The 17,243-nt window shown below is 45.3% G+C and carries 18 protein-coding genes; 12 read left to right on the top strand and 6 right to left on the bottom strand.

Annotated features, from left to right (window positions below):
* Positions 1-23: 23 nt before the first annotated feature.
* Positions 24-1,127: a glycosyltransferase family 4 protein gene (locus tag PQG66_RS12580; protein ID WP_272038160.1), complete on the bottom strand. Its 1,104-nt coding sequence runs from the start codon at positions 1,125-1,127 to the stop codon at positions 24-26.
* 213 nt (positions 1,128-1,340) lie between these two features.
* Between PQG66_RS12580 and PQG66_RS12575 the strand changes: the two genes are divergently transcribed.
* From PQG66_RS12575 to msrA, 7 genes are all read left to right on the top strand, one after another.
* Positions 1,341-1,658 (top strand): DUF3817 domain-containing protein, encoded by a 318-nt coding sequence (locus tag PQG66_RS12575; RefSeq protein WP_272038003.1) that lies wholly within the window; start codon positions 1,341-1,343, stop codon positions 1,656-1,658.
* A 281-nt stretch (positions 1,659-1,939) separates the two neighbouring features.
* Positions 1,940-2,758, top strand: a complete 819-nt coding sequence (locus PQG66_RS12570; protein ID WP_272038159.1) for a TerC family protein — start codon at positions 1,940-1,942, stop codon at positions 2,756-2,758.
* Positions 2,759-3,333: 575 nt separating this feature from the next.
* Complete coding sequence (locus PQG66_RS12565; protein ID WP_272038002.1) at positions 3,334-4,785, top strand: RtcB family protein; 1,452 nt, start codon at positions 3,334-3,336, stop codon at positions 4,783-4,785.
* Positions 4,782-6,098: an AAA family ATPase gene (locus PQG66_RS12560; protein ID WP_272038001.1), complete on the top strand. Its 1,317-nt coding sequence runs from the start codon at positions 4,782-4,784 to the stop codon at positions 6,096-6,098. Before PQG66_RS12565 ends, PQG66_RS12560 begins: the two co-directional genes overlap by 4 nt.
* A gap of 113 nt (positions 6,099-6,211) precedes the next feature.
* Positions 6,212-6,334, top strand: a complete 123-nt coding sequence (locus tag PQG66_RS12555) for a hypothetical protein (RefSeq protein ID WP_272038000.1) — start codon at positions 6,212-6,214, stop codon at positions 6,332-6,334.
* Between the two features lie 70 nt (positions 6,335-6,404).
* Positions 6,405-6,662, top strand: coding sequence for a GlsB/YeaQ/YmgE family stress response membrane protein (locus PQG66_RS12550; RefSeq protein ID WP_272037999.1), 258 nt, complete (start codon positions 6,405-6,407; stop codon positions 6,660-6,662).
* Positions 6,663-6,878: 216 nt separating this feature from the next.
* A complete protein-coding gene (msrA, locus tag PQG66_RS12545) occupies positions 6,879-7,394 on the top strand; it encodes a peptide-methionine (S)-S-oxide reductase MsrA (RefSeq protein ID WP_272037998.1) in 516 nt (171 codons plus the stop codon).
* Between the two features lie 72 nt (positions 7,395-7,466).
* Here the strand turns inward: msrA and PQG66_RS12540 are convergent, their stop codons facing one another.
* Positions 7,467-8,744 carry a PQQ-binding-like beta-propeller repeat protein gene (locus PQG66_RS12540; RefSeq protein ID WP_272037997.1) on the bottom strand — a complete coding sequence of 426 codons (1,278 nt, stop codon included), beginning with the start codon at positions 8,742-8,744 and terminating at the stop codon, positions 7,467-7,469.
* A gap of 241 nt (positions 8,745-8,985) precedes the next feature.
* On the opposite strand from PQG66_RS12540, the gene PQG66_RS12535 reads away from it, so the two are divergent.
* Both PQG66_RS12535 and PQG66_RS12530 read left to right on the top strand, forming a co-directional pair.
* Positions 8,986-9,576 (top strand): restriction endonuclease, encoded by a 591-nt coding sequence (locus tag PQG66_RS12535; protein WP_272037996.1) that lies wholly within the window; start codon positions 8,986-8,988, stop codon positions 9,574-9,576.
* A gap of 149 nt (positions 9,577-9,725) precedes the next feature.
* Entirely contained in the window at positions 9,726-9,965 is a 240-nt protein-coding gene (locus tag PQG66_RS12530) for a hypothetical protein (protein ID WP_272037995.1), read from the top strand.
* 67 nt (positions 9,966-10,032) lie between these two features.
* Here PQG66_RS12530 and fabV read toward each other — a convergent pair whose 3' ends face one another.
* Complete coding sequence (fabV, locus tag PQG66_RS12525) at positions 10,033-11,229, bottom strand: enoyl-ACP reductase FabV (protein WP_272037994.1); 1,197 nt, start codon at positions 11,227-11,229, stop codon at positions 10,033-10,035.
* 297 nt (positions 11,230-11,526) lie between these two features.
* On the opposite strand from fabV, the gene PQG66_RS12520 reads away from it, so the two are divergent.
* From PQG66_RS12520 to PQG66_RS12510, 3 genes are all read left to right on the top strand, one after another.
* A complete protein-coding gene (locus PQG66_RS12520) occupies positions 11,527-12,810 on the top strand; it encodes an XRE family transcriptional regulator (protein WP_272037993.1) in 1,284 nt (427 codons plus the stop codon).
* Positions 12,811-13,137: 327 nt separating this feature from the next.
* The gene (locus tag PQG66_RS12515; RefSeq protein WP_272037992.1) at positions 13,138-13,557 is read left to right on the top strand and encodes a hypothetical protein; all 420 of its coding nucleotides are present in this window, start codon (positions 13,138-13,140) and stop codon (positions 13,555-13,557) included.
* A gap of 139 nt (positions 13,558-13,696) precedes the next feature.
* A complete protein-coding gene (locus tag PQG66_RS12510; RefSeq protein ID WP_272037991.1) occupies positions 13,697-14,491 on the top strand; it encodes a hypothetical protein in 795 nt (264 codons plus the stop codon).
* An 89-nt stretch (positions 14,492-14,580) separates the two neighbouring features.
* Here PQG66_RS12510 and PQG66_RS12505 read toward each other — a convergent pair whose 3' ends face one another.
* The 3 genes from PQG66_RS12505 to PQG66_RS12495 form a co-directional block, all read right to left on the bottom strand.
* Positions 14,581-15,171: a hypothetical protein gene (locus PQG66_RS12505; protein ID WP_272037990.1), complete on the bottom strand. Its 591-nt coding sequence runs from the start codon at positions 15,169-15,171 to the stop codon at positions 14,581-14,583.
* 66 nt (positions 15,172-15,237) lie between these two features.
* Positions 15,238-16,056: a class I SAM-dependent methyltransferase gene (locus tag PQG66_RS12500; protein WP_272037989.1), complete on the bottom strand. Its 819-nt coding sequence runs from the start codon at positions 16,054-16,056 to the stop codon at positions 15,238-15,240.
* A 63-nt stretch (positions 16,057-16,119) separates the two neighbouring features.
* Positions 16,120-17,109, bottom strand: a complete 990-nt coding sequence (locus tag PQG66_RS12495; protein WP_272037988.1) for a helix-turn-helix transcriptional regulator — start codon at positions 17,107-17,109, stop codon at positions 16,120-16,122.
* Positions 17,110-17,243: the final 134 nt, after the last annotated feature.

Genomic DNA, 17,243 nt, shown 5'->3' with positions numbered 1-17,243 from the left:
AAAGAGTGACATGGAAAACAGGCTCATGGACGAATGAGCCTTGTGTAAGTTGCTTCTAAATGCAAGGCTGTCTTTGCCCAGCTGAATTGTGCAGTTGCTGTTTCACGGCCATTTTCGCCCATAGACTGTACAAGCTCAGGATGGGTTGCCAGTTCATGTAAGGATGAGGCAAACTGTCGAGGTTTTGTATAACCTGAGATCAAGTATCCATTTTTTCCTGAACGAATAATCTCGCGAATACCACCGTTGTCTGAGGCTATAACAGGAATACCCGAAGCCATAGCTTCCACATTGACTAGGCCAAAGGCTTCGTGGATCTGTGAAGGACAGACGAGGCAGTCAACGCTGCGGTATAGTTGATCAATCTGATCATGATTCATCTGACCTAAGAAGTTTGTATTCACATGAAGTTTCTTTGTTAGTCTACGTAGTGAGCGTACATAGCGTGGAGGGCCCTTGCCTGCAATGATTAGTTGAATAGGCACTTGCTTTTGGGCAAGAGCAACAGCTCTAATGAGAACATCTACTCCTTTGCCAGGAATGACTCTACCCGCATATAGGACAGCGAAACAATCTGTAATTCCGAATTTTTCACGTACAGTGAACCGTTCCTCAAGGCTCGTCACAGGCCGAAATCGATCGAGATCTGTTCCGAGCGGAACAACATCCATAAGCTTCTTTACAGCTGGGAATCGGCGAGAGAGTCTGCGCTTTAAAGAATGACTGTTCAACGCAATACAATCGGCTTTCTTCAGCAAAGCCATTTTTCCCGGTCCTGCTTGAGCGAATGTGAGTGAATGAAGATAGAGAAGAACGGGAGTCTGTGGAAAAGCCGCTTTAATTGCTGCCATGCTGAAAGGTCTGTTATCAACTTGAATGATATCAACGTGAAGTGTACGTAGTAAACGAATGGCTGAACGAGTATACCCTGAGACGCTCGATGCTGGAATCCGTCTTATAATGATTTGATCGATCTGTTCAAGTGCCGGTAGCTCTGGTACTGAACGGCTTATGATCGTTACCTGATGACGACGGGCAAGTTCGCGCGCGATTCCTAATATACAGATTTCCACTGAACCATTTCCAGGTAGAGGTAATTTTTCTGGTGCAATCAGGACAATCTTCATCAATCTGCTCCTCCTTGTCCGACATCCATACCGTCCTCTTGTCATGCATTGTATGTGTGAAAAGAAGTTTTGGCTCCTGTGGAACGTTATGCTTAATTTGTCGTATGAAATATGGAATATTCTGAAGATGGGTCAGATATCAGGTTGGTAATTGTATTTGTGTTATACTGTACAGGATAAAATATGCGTTATAGCATTTGAGGCAGGAGGAAGATGATGTTAAGTTCAATGCTGGGTCGTTTCCGGCTGATGTTATGGTTGCAGGGGATTTCATATGTATTACTGTTATTCGTTGCATTTCCCCTTCGGAATGCGGGAATTATGCCTCAAGCGGTCACTTGGTTCGGTAACCTTTACGGTTTCCTGTTCCTGATGTACCTCTTGTTTATGGTATCTTTATATACAACTGAAAAATGGCGGCTGCGGCGCCCGATTGCCCTGTTCTTTATTTCCTTTATACCGCTGGGAAACATGATATATGATTTTTTTGTTTTTCGAAAAAAGGCCCGCAACGCTCGAAATAAAGCTTGACTTTATTTTACGTTATGAAATATGATGTATTCAGGTTATTCACGGGTTCCAACTAAAAACTACATATTCCTGTTAAAGGGGAGTAGCTTTTACAGTAAAGTCGTCAATTCGGGATTTCATCTCCGGCTTTATTGGCAGCAATTTGTTGTTAGCGAGACCTTTACCAAGTTTTCATGCTCGGTAAAGGTCTCTTTTTGTGGATAAAAAAGGATCTTGCCAGTAATGGTAAAGGTCCTTTTTTTTGTACATCATAAGCACAAGCAAATAAGGAGGAGTTCATGTTGGATCCAGCACTATTATTAGAATACGGGTGGGTACTTTTAGTCCTAGTAGTCCTTGAAGGATTACTTGCGGCAGATAACGCATTGGTACTCGCAATTATGGTTAAGCATTTGCCTGATGAAAAGCGCAAAAAAGCATTGTTTTATGGTTTGGTGGGGGCATTTATATTCCGTTTAGGATCCTTGTTCCTGATATCCTTCCTGGTAGATGTATGGCAGGTCCAAGCGATCGGCGCATTATATCTTCTATATATTTCGATTAATCATATCGTCAAAAAGATTATGAGTGGTCGAAATAAAACAGATGAGGCAGCGGAGGATACACCAAAAAAACCGAAGAAACAGTCCGGTTTCTGGATGACTGTGTTTAAAGTTGAAGTGGCGGATATCGCATTTGCGGTAGACTCCATTTTAGCAGCCGTAGCTTTGGCGGTCGCATTGCCACCAAGTGGTTTGCCACCAATCGGTGGATTGGATGGAGGACAATTTATTGTCATCTTCCTCGGTGGTTTTATCGGGCTTGTCATTATGCGTTTTGCAGCTTCGTTCTTCGTGAAATTGCTTCATTCCCGTCCGGGTCTTGAAGTAGCCGCTTTTGTAATTGTAGGTTGGGTAGGCGTTAAACTATCCGTCATTACGCTGGCGCATCCTTCTGTGGGCATTCTGGATGAGCATTTCCCGGAAAATAAAATATGGAAAATTGGTTTTTATATTGTATTAATCACCATTGCTGTATGCGGATGGTTTCTTTCATCCAAAGTTCCTGCCAAGGAAGACGAGAATCCTGTAGAAGAGCTTGAGGAGCAGGCTAAGAGCTAAAGATTTAAAGCTAAAGATCTAAGGATCTAAGGGTCTTGAACACTGTTTTATACGAATGAAAAATCACAGCGATAAGTCATGTAACAAACCCAAAAGGAGGTTGTCCTAGGACAGCCTTCTTTTTGTCTTTATTGTTAAGAGAAGGTTGTCTGTATTCTTTTTCCAAGGAAAGGGTTGACATACGAAAAGATATACGCTTAATATATACATATCAATTATGAAGGGAGGCCGAGAGACATGACGTTAGGTTATGATTTGATTCCAGGACACAAACGTAGTAACTCAATCGCATATCTGGCTCATCGTCTTTTTGGCCTCATACGGTCGACATAAAAGAATGGGCATATTGTTTATCTTTTCAAGAATTCGATAAGCAATATGTGTTCTTCGCGATATCTAGCGATGGATGACATACACAGATTCAGTGTGTCCTGTTGTTTATTATTGTCATGTAGTATAAAGCCATGGACGGTTAGTCCATGGCTTTTTTATGTTTTTTTGCACAGAAATAACACACAGCGAAAAGAATTAGTTGAAAATATAGGAAGGAATTATACAGATCTATGAATACAGAGATGAATCATTTAGTTCGTTTTAACGAAAGTACAGAAGGATATAGACATCAAATTAAGTTACCCGCAGGAGAGCTCACGGTATATGCAGCACAGCAGCTTTTTTCTTCCTTGGACTACAAGGTGTTTGAAATGGCTAACAATAACCTGCAAATTCCAGGTATTTCATATATGGGCTACACGCCCGACGTGCATGTTGGTGTAGGAACATGCATTGGAACGACAGCGGTGTGGGAGGCGCAGGACGGATATGTGTCCCCCTCCATCGTGGGCAGCGACATCGGTTGTGGCATGCGAGTTCATATGACCAATCTGCATAAGGATGATCTAAAAGAGGTAAAGCTTCGCCGCAAATTAGTCAAAGCGATCGAAAAGGTGTTGCCGATGGAAGCTAATCAGAGAGGTCATTACTCGGATATTCGACTGGAGCACATTGTACGCAAAGGGCTTCATGGATTACCGAAAAAATATATTCCAGATAGCTACACACCTAAAAAATCAACCTCGCTAACGCATGTGGAGAGTAGCAAATTTACGTATGATGAGAATGTGTTAGATCTTGTTCCGGATATGACTTGGCATCGGTCGCACCGCCAACTTGGAACACTAGGCGGCGGGAATCACTTCGCAGAGATTCAGGCTATCGAAATTGCCGAGGAGAATCGTGAAGTGGCCGAAGCTTGGGGGTTGTACGATGGACAGATCGTCGTTATGATTCACTCCGGTTCACGAGCTTGGGGAGGGCATGTGAGTCAGACAAGTTCTGCGGCGATCGCCAAAGTGATGCAACGGCTGGGGCTTGGAACTTCCGATCCCAGACTGGTATTTGCTCCATTGGATCATGCAGAAGGTCGTCATTATGTAAACATGATGTATTCCGCTTTGAATTATGCAGTAGTGAACCGACACCTCATTGCGTATGCCATTCGAGAGGCATTTCGAGATGTGTTTGGAACCAAATGTGAATTCCGTACACTGTACGATCTGATGCATAATTATGCTTGGGAGGAATCACATGCAGAACGAGGCTCTGTTTTTGTACATCGAAAAGGAGCAACTCGCGCGCTGCCTGCGGGTCATCAGGATAATCCAAAGCCTTATATGACAACAGGCCATCCGGCACTGATTCCTGGCTCGATGGGCACTGCCTCGTATATTATGGTGGGGCAGCCTGAAGGAGCAGACAACTATTATTCTATATGTCATGGTGCGGGCCGTGTTCGGTCACGTACAGCAACGAAACGTCTGGTAACCGTAGAAGATTTTGCTTCGGCTCTTGGTGTGGGAACGGAAGACGAAATTGTTGTGAACCAGCGTTCGCTGGAATCGATTATTGATGAGTCACCTCAAGCATATAAAAACGTTGATGAAATTATAGATAGTGTTACCGGTGCCGGTCTGGCTCAAGTGGTAGCCAAATGCAAACCGCTTGCTGCGGTAAAGGGAGCGAAATGATGAAAGATAACGTAAAACAGAACAATCAGATCCATCAGACAAAGGCAATATATACCTACGACGAGGAGCTTGATACTCGTACACGGGTTGAAGGGTATGCGGTCTATTCCAGACTCATTCGCGGTATTAGCGAGGAGCTTCTGAAGCGGTACGGCGTGGAATACAAGCTATACTCTAGCTCAGACCCGAACAACGAGTATTGGGAACTATTGCGAGAAGATTTGCAGAATGGAAGTGAAGAGGTTGAGCTTGTAGCACGCATATTTGAGGACCTTGAGCTTCAGACTCTGCATTATGACGATGATGGAGATGTGCCAACATACGGGGTGCATTATTCCATTCGCAACAACGTATTTGCTTATCCAAAGTGGGGTGTTGCTTTGGTAAGGGTACCTTTTTTCCGAGAAAATGGAATCTACAGTGAGGATTTCGTATTTGCTGTAGGTGATGAAGAGATGAAGCAGTTTCTGGGAAGTGTCCGGGAACGAGAACGTCAGCAAAATATGAAAAAGGTAACGGTATATACCGATGCCCGCAACGGTAGTGATCGTCATGTGGAGTCCATCACACGATCAGTAAGCAGGGAAGATGTAGTTCTCTCTGCGCAGATCAAGCAGGATATTTTCCGGTCGCTGGATCAATTCTTTGAAGCGGATCGTTCCTTTTATCGGGATTATGACATCCCTTATAAACGCGGCATTCTGCTCTACGGACACCCGGGGAACGGAAAAACGACACTTGTAAAATCGATAGCAGGGAGTATACCCGGACCGGCTGCATACTGGCAAATTACTGAATACACCAACAGTGAGTCTGTACGTGAAGTGTTTGATGCAGCGAAACGCTTGGCACCGATGGTACTGATTATCGAAGATATCGATTCGATGCCAGATGAAGTTCGTTCGTTTTTCCTGAATACGCTGGATGGTGCGACGTCCAAAGAAGGTATTTTCTTGATTGGTACGACAAACTATCCGGAAAAAATTGATCCAGGTCTAATGAACCGGGCCGGACGCTTTGACCGGGCTTATGAGATTCCACTGCCTGATGAAGCTCTGCGTCTTCAATATTTACGGCAGCGTGGATTTAGTGTGTTTGCTGGAGAAGAAGGAACGAAAGAAGCCGCTCGCCTCACTGATACGTTCTCACTTGCACAATTAGGCGAATTGTATGTGAGTGCTGCACTAGAGTGGCATCAAAATGGGCAAACGGACATTGTTGAGGTCATTAAGTCGATGCGAGGAGAGCTGGACAAGAGTCACAAACATACCTGGTTAGCACAGCCTGGCAAGGAACGGGCCGGATTTTATTAATCACATGTAATGACCTGATCCACGATATCGTTCTGAAAATAAAATAAATTCACCTCAACTGGATATACTAACCTTGTCTCTGATTACATACAATGACTTTCGGGAGGTACATATTGCAGCCATGGGCTGATGAGATGCCGGAACTGACACGGCCTGTAACCAAGCCTCGCGGAACACTTGTTAACAGAGAAGGAAGCATTCTGGACACAGATCATATTCAACAATTTTTATGCTAATTGTTTAAATGCCTCCGGAGCGGTTAAATAGTAGTCAGACGCAACAAAAACTTAAATAGAGGTGAATGATATGGGTTGGTTATGGTCATTAATTATCGGTGGTATCATTGGTTGGCTCGCAGGTCTGATTGTTGGTCGTGACATCCCAGGCGGTATTATCGGTAACATCGTTGCCGGATTTATCGGTGGATGGTTAGGCGGAGTGATTCTGGGAGACATGGGTCCTGAGATGGGCGGATTCTACATTGTACCTGCACTTATTGGTGCTATTGTGCTTGTAGCAATCGTAAGCTTGATTTTCCGTTCGATGGGACGCAGCCGCGGTTAAACTATAACAAGCTACGTGTCCTATGAGCTATCGTGCGACATTAGGCTGTACAAAGGCTAAGTACGAGATGCTTTTGAGTGAAGTAGAATGAAGAGGTTGATGAAAGGCTGTTGCGACGGCTTTTCATCAACCTCTTGTTGTTTTACAATAGAAACAAGAAGGTATGTTTGAGCTTGTGCTCTCAATATATTGTTTTAACCAGAGGAGATGGGAGAATTGGAGAAGGCGACATTTGCCGGCGGTTGTTTCTGGTGCATGGTGACTCCGTTTGAGGAGCAACCAGGTATCCACGGAATTGTATCCGGTTATATGGGTGGTTCAGTGGAGAATCCAACTTATGAGCAGGTGAAGACTGGAGAAACGGGGCATGTCGAAGTAGTAGAAATCACATTTGATCCGGCTGTATTCCCTTACGAGCATTTATTAGAGCTGTATTGGCCTCAGATTGACCCGACGGATGATGGGGGACAGTTTCAGGACCGGGGATCACAGTATCGTACAGCCATTTTTGTATACAATGAACGTCAGCGGCAGCTTGCGGAGCAATCCAAACAGGATCTGGCAACCAGTGGCCGGTTTCAACAGCCTATTGTGACCGAAATACGAGACGCTGTAACCTTCTATCCTGCGGAGGATTATCATCAGGATTATCATAAAAAAAATGAGAAACATTATAAAGAAGACCGGGCACTGTCCGGAAGGGATGAATTCATTAACGAGAATTGGAAATAAAAGAAGCCGGAACGGCTCCATAAGGAGCTTTCCGGCTTTTGCTTTTTTGCTAGAGCAGTATCTAGGCTTCTGTTATTTAGATGAGGATGATTTGAGCACTAATTTGGACAAAGCTTCACCTTTGATCGAATAGAAGACATCGTCCATATAGGTAGACACACCATCTAATGAAGGAACAGCCGAACTAACGGTATACACATGGATGTCTTCTAATGTTTTCGGATCAAGGATATAACCTGTTTTCGCAAAATCAAGCTTGTATTGCCCGTCCTGCGTTCGATAGACCTGCATAAGCGCAGGTTGGGTGTCTTGGAATGAACGCTCGGTTACTTTGCCTTTCATCGTATACAGCTCCAGCTTCGGTCCAGTCAGAACGGTATATCCGTTACCAGCCGTCTGAATGTATGCATTGCCTGCAATGGCACGACCCCATGCGAGTTTGCCATCCGTACCGAATCCCATCAGACGATTCCCTTTGTTCTCAAAGTTAGCTCGCATCAGAACAGAACCATCGTCCAGAATGGCGAGAGATTCACCGCCGCCATCTCCTAGTGAGTTGGCGTCTGCCGGGAATTGATAGTAGGATAGACGAGTTAACGATGAATCGTAAATTTCAATTTTGGGGTTGGCTATTGGCAGCCAAAAGCTACCTGACTTCACCCGTTTGCTCGCATCGACAACAATACGGCCGTGTCCAGCTTGAAGCACAGTGCCTGTGATCACTTTCTCTGCCAGCAGTTTGCCTTTTTTGTCATACATAGAAAGTGTTGAACGCACGGAGCCATTCGCTTGTGCCCCCTGACTTGCAGCCACCAGCAGATTATCGTTATCCATAAGGGAGATCGTTGCGGATGAATTTACAGTTTTTACCCAATTGGTTTTACCTGAAGTATTGTAAGAATATAATTTTTTGGTTTTATCCGAATATTCCATGTATACGTAAGCCGTACCATTGCTCGTAAATAACGAATTGGAGTAGGTTGTGTAAGGTCCACTTTTTTCATGGAAAATGGTACTCCATTTTAGCTGTCCTGTTTTCGCATCGAGCGCTTGAAGGGAATCCAGCTGCCAATCCAGCGTTGTTTTACTGCTTGTTTTAGTAACGGGCTGGGAAGTATGCACATACACCAGATTTTTGGAAGGTACGGCGTGAATACCCTTGATCATAACGTCCTTTTCTGTATTTGCCTCGTTTAACATCAGGGAAGAAGAAGTCCAAGCCGGTTTAGGAAGAGATTCTGTCGCTTCTGCGGCGTATCCGGTTGTGCTCAAGTTCAATAAAATCATGCCGCTGAGCAGAATAATTGCCCACTTTGTAGACTTATGTCTATGATTTTTACGCGTATGCAAGTGATATACCACCTTTCGTCTTCGGTAAAAATAAAAACCGATTGTAGAATTCTACCATTGATTTCTAGTGGAATCAACCGAACAGGATGTAACCTTTATAGGCTCATCATGCGATAGTTCAAAGTTAAGTGAAGTGGAACAGTTACATTGATTTCATCTTCTTTAGATGTACAGAAAAGTTTGATATATTTAGTGCTGTGACATGGGATATGCGGGAGCAATCAAGACAAGGAGAACTGACATGAATTCGAGTGAACATCTAATCTTATTGGCAATCGCATGTATCGTCCTCTTATTACTGCTGACCTGGATGATTCGGCGAATCATTTATCGCGGACAGCGGATACGAAGTGAAGCCAATCCTCAAAAAATTACGATTAAAGATATCGATAAAATGGAAGACGGCTCGGAGTTTGAATTATATCTCTACAATCTGTTCGAGCAGTTAGGCTATGACGAGGTTCACAAAACGACGAGCAGTCGGGATTTTGGTGCAGACCTCGTTTTTGTGGATAGACTAGGCAGAAGGAGTGTCGTGCAAGCGAAACGATACGGAGCCAATCATCCGGTTGGTCTTCATGCGGTGCAGGAAATCTATACTTCAATGCGTTATTATGAGGCGGACCGTTCCATTGTACTGACGTCTGCCCGTTATACGGATGCATGCCGAACGCTAGCTGCGGTCAATGGGGTAAAGCTACTTGACCGGGAAGACCTGATGGACCTGATCCTCTTGTTCAAATCGCGCAGGCTGGACGAAGCTATGGAACTGATTGAAGAAGAAGATCACGAACCCATTGAGACGTGGCAGTCTCGGCGCAAGCGTACTTAAATATCAGTGGGCGTGCTTAACACAGGATTGAACGATCCTTCCTTTTACTCGAATATATAACAATGTATCCTGGGCTAGCTACGGCTTCACTTGTATCGCCACACGTGATATATTGAAAACAGTTCAATTAAAGGAGTGTGTATACTGATATGGCACGTACACAGACACAAAAAGCATTGCGCAAAGCAGCGCGGTCCGGACAATGGTGTCCCGAGCAAAGCCGTAGAGTCAACGGAGATTATGGAGCGTTATCTCAGCATGTTCGCTTGACGCCAAGCAAGCAGGAAAAATTACAGAAGGTCAAACACAAGAAGCAGATCATCCAGGATGGTAGTGCTTCTTTTTATTTTGCTTCGGGGCCGTTGGTTACAAGAAGACTGGTTTCATGAATGCGGCGACAAAATACAAAAAGGAGAAGCTATGGAGCTCCTCCGAAATGCAAAACAAAATGAAATATTATGACTGAACGAGATGGGGTACTTCCACGTTAGGATCAACATCGGCCTCGTAATCGACGCCATCGGTTTCAAAACCGAACAGTTGGAAAAACTCGCGGCGGTAGCCTTCCAGATCGGAAAGATCGTAGATGTTTTCCGTTGTCAGCTCGTTCCAGATCTTTGCAACTTCCTCCTGAACGTCTGCTCTCATCTCCCAATCATCGATACGAATGCGTCCTTGCTCGTCTGTTGGCACATCGCCGCCCGCATACAGGCGATCTGCAAACAGCCGCTGCAGCTGTTCGATACACCCTTCATGTAGTCCTTTTTCTTTCATTACTTTGTACAATGCCGAAATATACAGCGGCACGACTGGAATCGCAGAGCTAGACTGCGTTACGAGGGCTTTAGCTACCGTAACATAGGCACGTCCGCCTTTTGCGCTCAACTGCTCATTCATCTTACGTGCTGTTGCTTCCAGATGATCCTTCGCTTGGCCGATGGAGCCTTCACGATAGATCGCATGGGTCAGTTCAGGTCCGATATAAGAGAAGGCAATTGTAGTAACATCGTCTGCAAGTACACCGCCTTGTTGCAAAGCATCCATCCATAGCTCCCAGTCTTCGCCGCCCATCACGTTAACGGTCTGACGAATCTCTTCTTCCGTAGCAGGTTCTAGCGTAACCGAACTGATCTCGCCCGTGTGGAAATTGACCGTTTTATTCGTATAGGACTGCCCGATTGGCTTCAGTACCGAGTTGAACACTTCACCTGTATTCGGATCCGTGCGGCGTGCCGAAGCAACACTATAAACGACCAGATCTACCTGACCGAATTCGCTACGAATCAGTTCAACAGCTCTTTCCCGGGTTTCGTTAGCAAAAGCATCACCAGTGATGCTATATGATTTCAGGCCTGCGGCATCAGCCGCTTTTTCGAATGCTGCGGAATTATACCATCCTGCGGAAGCTGTCCGCTTGTCCGTAGAGCTGGACGGGCGATAGATCCCGATCGTATTCGCTCCAGCTCCAAAAGCGGAAACGATACGCGAAGCCAGTCCATAACCTGTAGATGCACCAATGACAAGCACATTGCGAGGTCCTTGAATGGCAGGTTGAGATTTTACATAATCAATCTGTTCCTGGACTTGTGCCGCGCAGCCAACAGGATGAGAAGTTGTACAGATAAAACCACGTGTTCTTGGTTTAATGATCATTATTGTGGCACCCTTTCGTGTTCAATTCATGTTTCATTCATGTTTAGTTTTCATTGTTTTTGTGTTACTTCAAGTGGTATATTGCTCTTGATTTTTCTTGTACATATCTTGTGCATCTCTTGTACATCTTCCCTATTGTAAAACAATTATGTTCGAAACGGAAACCGTTTTGATCAATTTTGCTGGAAGACTGGCAATTCTGCTCTGATTTTGGGAAGATAGGCAAGGAGATAATTTCAGTGGACGACGGTGTTAAGCGAAATGATTGACCTCTCACAACGAAAGGATAGACCTGTAATGTTAAAAGAACGGATCGAGTTTTTGAGCAAACGAAAATCAATCTCACGTAAAGACCTTGTTGAAGGTCTGGTTACACAAGCCCATTTTGCTAATATTCTGGCAGAACGTTACCCGCTTCCAGAAGATCTGGCCGAAGGCATCGCAGAGCGGCTGGGAGTAAGTGCTTCATATCTGTTGCAGGCGGCTGCCCAGGATGAGCATACGCTCGGGCGGGCAGAAGACATTTTTGCTCAGCTTTCGGTGCCAGCTTCGCTAATCCCGGAGGACACGGTACATGCGTTCAAGGATCGGGATGATTCTCTTACGGTCGAGCTCACAACAGCCTTCATGAAGGCGGTATATTACCAGCAATTAAATGACGCCGCAGCGCATGAATATATTCATACCTCGTATCTGAATTTTTATCTGGAGAAGTATGGTCGCCCGGACGATGTAGAACTGCCGCGACCGCTCAAGAAAGCTTTACTATTTTATAAAATCCAATACTACCGATCCAAAATGGCTTTTGTGGATGTGCTTACTCATGTGACAAGACTTAGTAGCTTGACGGAGCCAGGTAGCGAACTATGGCTGTCGATTCAGAATATCCTAATGGAAGCCTACATACAAACCCGGCAGTACGAAGAGGCAAAGAGTACATTTGAACAGACGATGAAACATGTGTATGATCAGCGGTTGTTCCATCGTTTGTCTGGTCTATACGTCGCATACAGTGGTTATTGCTTCACGATGGGCTTGGTGCAGGAGGCTCTTTCGGCTCTGTCCATGGCTGAGGCGAATCTGGTGTATGCCGGGAATCAGGGAGACTTGGTAACGGCAATTGCAAATAATCGAATTGTGATGTTGACGATGTCAGGGGAGTTGGATCAGGCACAGGCCGAGATTGAGCGTTTCGAAAGCTTGCTGCATGCTGAAACGGAGGAGACGCAGCAGGCCATGAAACCGCTACTCTGTGTATATCGGTGCGAGGTTGCATCCGTTCGTAAAAGCTGGGGGGAACTTGCTCAAAATGTTGATCACCTATTAAGTTGTGCTGTGACCCAGGATCAGCAGATGAACGCCCTTTTTTATCAAAGTCAATTGGCTCTGGCACACGGAGAACATGATCTGTTTTTGTCTCAGGCTCAGGCCTGTCTACCTTACTTCGAGTCCGTTCAGCAATCCGTGCGTCTGGAATCATTATATGAAGGATTAGCTGTCGTGAGCGAAGATCAGCGACGGTACAAGGAAGCTGCAGCTTATTATCGTAAACTGGTGTATTTGCTGCGTAGGTCTCCATAAAGGCTACGAACATGATGGGGTAAGACGATCATTCAGGATATGTGTGTAATATTTGGCTTGATATGCATCGAAATGTGGGCTTTTGGTTGATCTGAACATCTGTTTTTAGAGGCTATGTTGCAAAAATTAAGGGATAAAAGCTCAAGGAGTCAGGGGAGATCCTCATTTTTATTGGGGAGAGCAAGGTTAGTGACAAATAATTCGAGAAAGGTAGGAGTTAAAAAGCTCATATCCTCATATTTTTTGTATGTGTCCAGATGTGTATTCAGAGACTTTGTGTTGTGTTTATAATAAATCATACCAAAAAAAACAAATGAGGTGTTTCATATGATGGGATGGTTTACACGCAAAAACAAACCGGAAGATGCAGTTGCCAAAGCAGATCGCATGATGAATAAAGGGCTAACGGGCATGATGATGAAGGGGCTTGTGCCCAAGGAGCATAGAGAGGCTATTAACCAGAGTCTGGATACGGCTAAACAGGCACAGCTAGCTTCAAGCGGTTCATTGCCCTTGACGGCCACTGCAACTGTGCTTAGCGTAACAGATACCGGTAAGTTGATTAATTTTGATCCGATTGTGGTACTTGTGCTTGAAGTGAAGGAAACGGGGGGCCACACCTATCAGCGTACCATGGAAACACTCGTATCCAAGTTGCAAATTCCACGTGCCGGTGATCATGTCGGTCTGGGGAAGAATCCAGCAAATCCTTCTGAACTGATCTATATGGGACTGCTGTACGTGTAGGCAGAAGGGATTGTTAGGACGGTCTGGGAACGTGGATTTATTAAGGAGACCCATAAGTGAATTTGGAGGAAATATACGGTAATATTAGTATATGGATTACATGTAACAACGATAAATAGATATAGATAGGATGATGGAGATGAGTCGTTTTTTTGGAGTAGTTGGTTTACTTATGGTTTTCGGGACGGGGCTATCCCCAGCGATAGCCCAGTGGCTATGGGATGATCCGTTTATGGCGATGCAGGCATGGTGGTTTAAACCTATGATTTTTACCGGAATTGGACTGATGATCCTATCGTCTATATTCGGTACGAGTCTGGGGCAACGCAAGATCAAAACGGGTATGCCCGCAGTGGGTGTAGTTCAGAGTATACAGCAGACAGGCACTTATATTAATGAACAGCCGGAAGTTCGCATGGCGTTGAAAGTGTCTCGCCAGGGCCGGGATACGTATGATACAGAACTAAGAACCATCATTCCTCTGACCTCTTTATCCCAGTTCCAACCAGGAGCGATCATTCCACTTGTGGTTTCGGAGAAAGATGAGCGAAAAGTCGGACTGGATCAGAATGGCATGGTGTCGCAAGAGTATATGCAGCAGCTGTTGAATGAAAAAATGACGCAACAGGGAATCGCACCTGAGATGGTGGATATTGCACGCACGGGGGAGAAAGCACTGGCTAAAGTTCTGGATGTTACCCCGATGGGTAGTGGACACAATGGCAACATCAAACTGCAGCTTAAATTGAGCATTACGAAGCCAAATGGTGAGACTTTTGAGGTAACCACGCAAAAAGAGATCTTGCCCTCTGCGCTGCCACAAGTTCAGCAGGGACATATCATTAATGTATTTTATTCTAAGCAGGACCCGTCCAAGGTGGCGCTTGCCCTTCAAGTTCAAGAGGAGCAGCTGAACCAGCTTTTCTCTTCCTGAGAGCAGCTCTAGCCCAATATAGAAGCCAAGAATGGCCACAGTATAACTGCCCCGCATCAGTAACATGTAGCGAGGCAGTTTTATTTTACTTACACCAGCATTTCCCGGAAGGAAGGAAAAAGTGGCTGAGCGTATTGTTCAAGTTTCTCACGGGTGAGTTGTTCCTCGTCTGTTAATTGATCGTGATCGAACCATACTACAGCATAATCCTCTTCTTGATTAGGCTTGTTCTTATCCCAGCACACAGGTCCTGCACCATCTTCATAGGAGGCGAACGGAATATATCCCGCTTCAATTAACAATCTCCACGACGACCAAAGCTCTTGCACCCCACGCAGAGGGAAGTCCGAAGGCAGACTCGGTAATTCAATGGTGAAATCATCGTAGCGGAGATAGATGTTCAGAACATACTGGCTACTTAGATAAGCGATGTACAGCGGTGGCAAGGAAAAAGTGGTGTTCAAGGAGTCAGGTTTAACAAACTTCTCGACCAAGTCGTTAATCTGTTTCTCTGTAACTGCCGAGTCCAGCATTCTCCAGCGAACCCAACCTTCCTCATCTACTTCACCATCATGCATTTCAGCAGGAACTCCATAATCCTCTTCTTCAGTTTTGGCTGGATGAGACATCAGTATATCTCGGTGGGGAGAGTCAAAATATGTTTCAAGCCATCTCTTCATGTAGAGCCTATCCCTCTCCAAAATACGTACATCACTCAAAGCGCTCACTGCCTTCCTGTAAGTTACTTAAACGATACCCATTCGCATGCGATAGGAGAACAATACTTCTTTTGATTTCCCTGAAAAAACAAGCTCGGCTTGACGTCTGAAATCGTCTGCCATCTCATTCAATTCTGTTGCACCCAGCTTCAAAGCGGTCTGGAGTCCACCTTGACTGAGAGCCAAATTGGCATAGCGGTCGGCGGTGAAACGCTCGTAATGATGGAATACAACCTCCCGGCTATACCGAAACAGGCCAGATTGCTGGATCTGTTTCATGTGGCCTTCTTTGCTCCATTTGTGAGCTCGCTGCTGTACACTTGATAGATCGGCAGCAAGTTGATCCGCTGTGCTCACCAGTTGCTGATATGCCGCTTCAAGTTGCCAGTCCAGTACAGGCGGCCAGTCACAGTCGTAGGCAGCGAAAATACCACCGGGGCGCAGTACTCGCGCGAATTCCCTTAATGTAGTTTTCGGTTCCATCCAGTGGAACGACTGGGAGCAGGTCAGAATATCTACGCTATCGTCAGGCAGGCCGAGGTCATGAGACATACCTGATGCAAAACGAAGTTGATCAGGTTTGCCTGCAGCTTCCCATTTTTCGATGCCTACATATCGCATATCCTCACTGGGTTCTACGCCGATGATCCGCTCTGCATGATCCAGCCAGATCCAGGTCGATAAACCTGTGCCACAACCGACATCTGCGACGAAGCGCGGTTTCTTGCCCAGATAACGAGTCAGAATCTCGACCACTTCGAAGGGAGCGGCGGGTCTGTTTTGATCATACAGTGTACCAAATCCTTTAAAACGTTCTACGTTATTATTCCTGATCTGTTGATTCACGTATGTGCCTCCCAACATCGTTCAATTTCTGTTGATCCTGTACCTCGATGATATAGATGCATGCTATATTGTACCATCATGCTCCATTTTGTGCCCATCATCTTCCAGTAAAAGTACGACGGCCTCTTGATGTCTGCGAAGCAGCTCTTTACGCACCGCCAAAGGTGCAATCACTTTTATTTTTGAGCCAAAGGACATTAGAAAAGAGTACAACCGCTCACCTCCATCGATCTGAAGAGAGACTCGCAATTTTCCATCAGGCTCCTGCTGAATGATAGCGGGATCAAGCATGTCATAGACACGGTACGCAATCGATTTTTCAAAGAGCAATTCGAGTTCAAGTTGTTCCTCCGGCTGCCCCTCTATATCGTTGTTTTGTCCAGTAGACAATCTCTCGTTAATATCTTCTTTTTTTAGCGTTAATGAAACGGCACCCTCGTAAGAACCTGATACAAAACGAAGTTCCGTAATCCGCTTGATTTTGTATGTGACACGAGAGCGGGAATGATGTTGAGTCTGCTTAAAACCCTGGAAATACCATGTATTATTTTTAAAAACCAGCTTTATCGGCAGTGCGATCTCTTCGCTTGCTTCTCCGTTGGAGTCCACATAATGAAACGCGAGCAGCTGACTGGCGAATATCGCCTGTTTCACCTGATTAAACAGCTCCATCTCCTGCTCGGGAATACTGCCCCACGGAGAATACTCAAATTCAATCCAGTCCAGTTTATGATCAAAAAGGGTCGTTAACCTGCCCAGCATCCGGGCACTGTTCAGATGAGGAATGGCGCTGACGCTGTACAATCCCAGCAAAATTTCATTTTGTTCATCCTCGCTCAGCAGCGATTTGTCCATGACGTAGTGATCCATGAGATGAATACCGCCGTGCTTGCCCGTTGTTGTATAGACGGGAATTCCTGCTGCACTCAAGCGGTCAATGTCCCGATATACGGTGCGAACCGAGATTTCGAACAGGCGCGCAAGCTCCGGAGCGGTCGTTTTCTTTTTTTCCAGCAACAGCAACAACATTCGGAATAATCGGTTATGTTCCATGACCAAATTATATCATGACAACCCTTGTCAGGGTATGGGTGCTACACTTGGACTATAACGTTATAGTTTATTTCATTGGATTGAACATCACAGACTTGTTCTAGCAGCGGTCAACATTAGAGGAGGAAACGCAT

It is taken from the genome of Paenibacillus sp. JJ-100 (assembly GCF_948329825.1).
GTDB lineage: Bacteria > Bacillota > Bacilli > Paenibacillales > Paenibacillaceae > Paenibacillus.
This window is presented reverse-complemented; position numbering and strand designations above follow the sequence as displayed.

What these genes read in the sequence shown, in the direction of transcription:
- PQG66_RS12580 (WP_272038160.1), bottom strand. Translation starts at nt 1,127, where the DNA reads ATGAAGATTGTCCTGATTGCACCAGAAAAATTACCTCTACCTGGAAAT.
- PQG66_RS12495 (WP_272037988.1), bottom strand. Translation starts at nt 17,109, where the DNA reads ATGGAACATAACCGATTATTCCGAATGTTGTTGCTGTTGCTGGAAAAA.
- PQG66_RS12520 (WP_272037993.1), top strand. Translation starts at nt 11,527, where the DNA reads ATGTTAAAAGAACGGATCGAGTTTTTGAGCAAACGAAAATCAATCTCA.
- PQG66_RS12505 (WP_272037990.1), bottom strand. Translation starts at nt 15,171, where the DNA reads ATGAAGAGATGGCTTGAAACATATTTTGACTCTCCCCACCGAGATATA.
- PQG66_RS12560 (WP_272038001.1), top strand. Translation starts at nt 4,782, where the DNA reads ATGATGAAAGATAACGTAAAACAGAACAATCAGATCCATCAGACAAAG.
- fabV (WP_272037994.1), bottom strand. Translation starts at nt 11,229, where the DNA reads ATGATCATTAAACCAAGAACACGTGGTTTTATCTGTACAACTTCTCAT.
- PQG66_RS12515 (WP_272037992.1), top strand. Translation starts at nt 13,138, where the DNA reads ATGATGGGATGGTTTACACGCAAAAACAAACCGGAAGATGCAGTTGCC.
- PQG66_RS12530 (WP_272037995.1), top strand. Translation starts at nt 9,726, where the DNA reads ATGGCACGTACACAGACACAAAAAGCATTGCGCAAAGCAGCGCGGTCC.
- PQG66_RS12565 (WP_272038002.1), top strand. Translation starts at nt 3,334, where the DNA reads ATGAATCATTTAGTTCGTTTTAACGAAAGTACAGAAGGATATAGACAT.
- PQG66_RS12535 (WP_272037996.1), top strand. Translation starts at nt 8,986, where the DNA reads ATGAATTCGAGTGAACATCTAATCTTATTGGCAATCGCATGTATCGTC.
- PQG66_RS12550 (WP_272037999.1), top strand. Translation starts at nt 6,405, where the DNA reads ATGGGTTGGTTATGGTCATTAATTATCGGTGGTATCATTGGTTGGCTC.
- PQG66_RS12510 (WP_272037991.1), top strand. Translation starts at nt 13,697, where the DNA reads ATGAGTCGTTTTTTTGGAGTAGTTGGTTTACTTATGGTTTTCGGGACG.
- PQG66_RS12575 (WP_272038003.1), top strand. Translation starts at nt 1,341, where the DNA reads ATGATGTTAAGTTCAATGCTGGGTCGTTTCCGGCTGATGTTATGGTTG.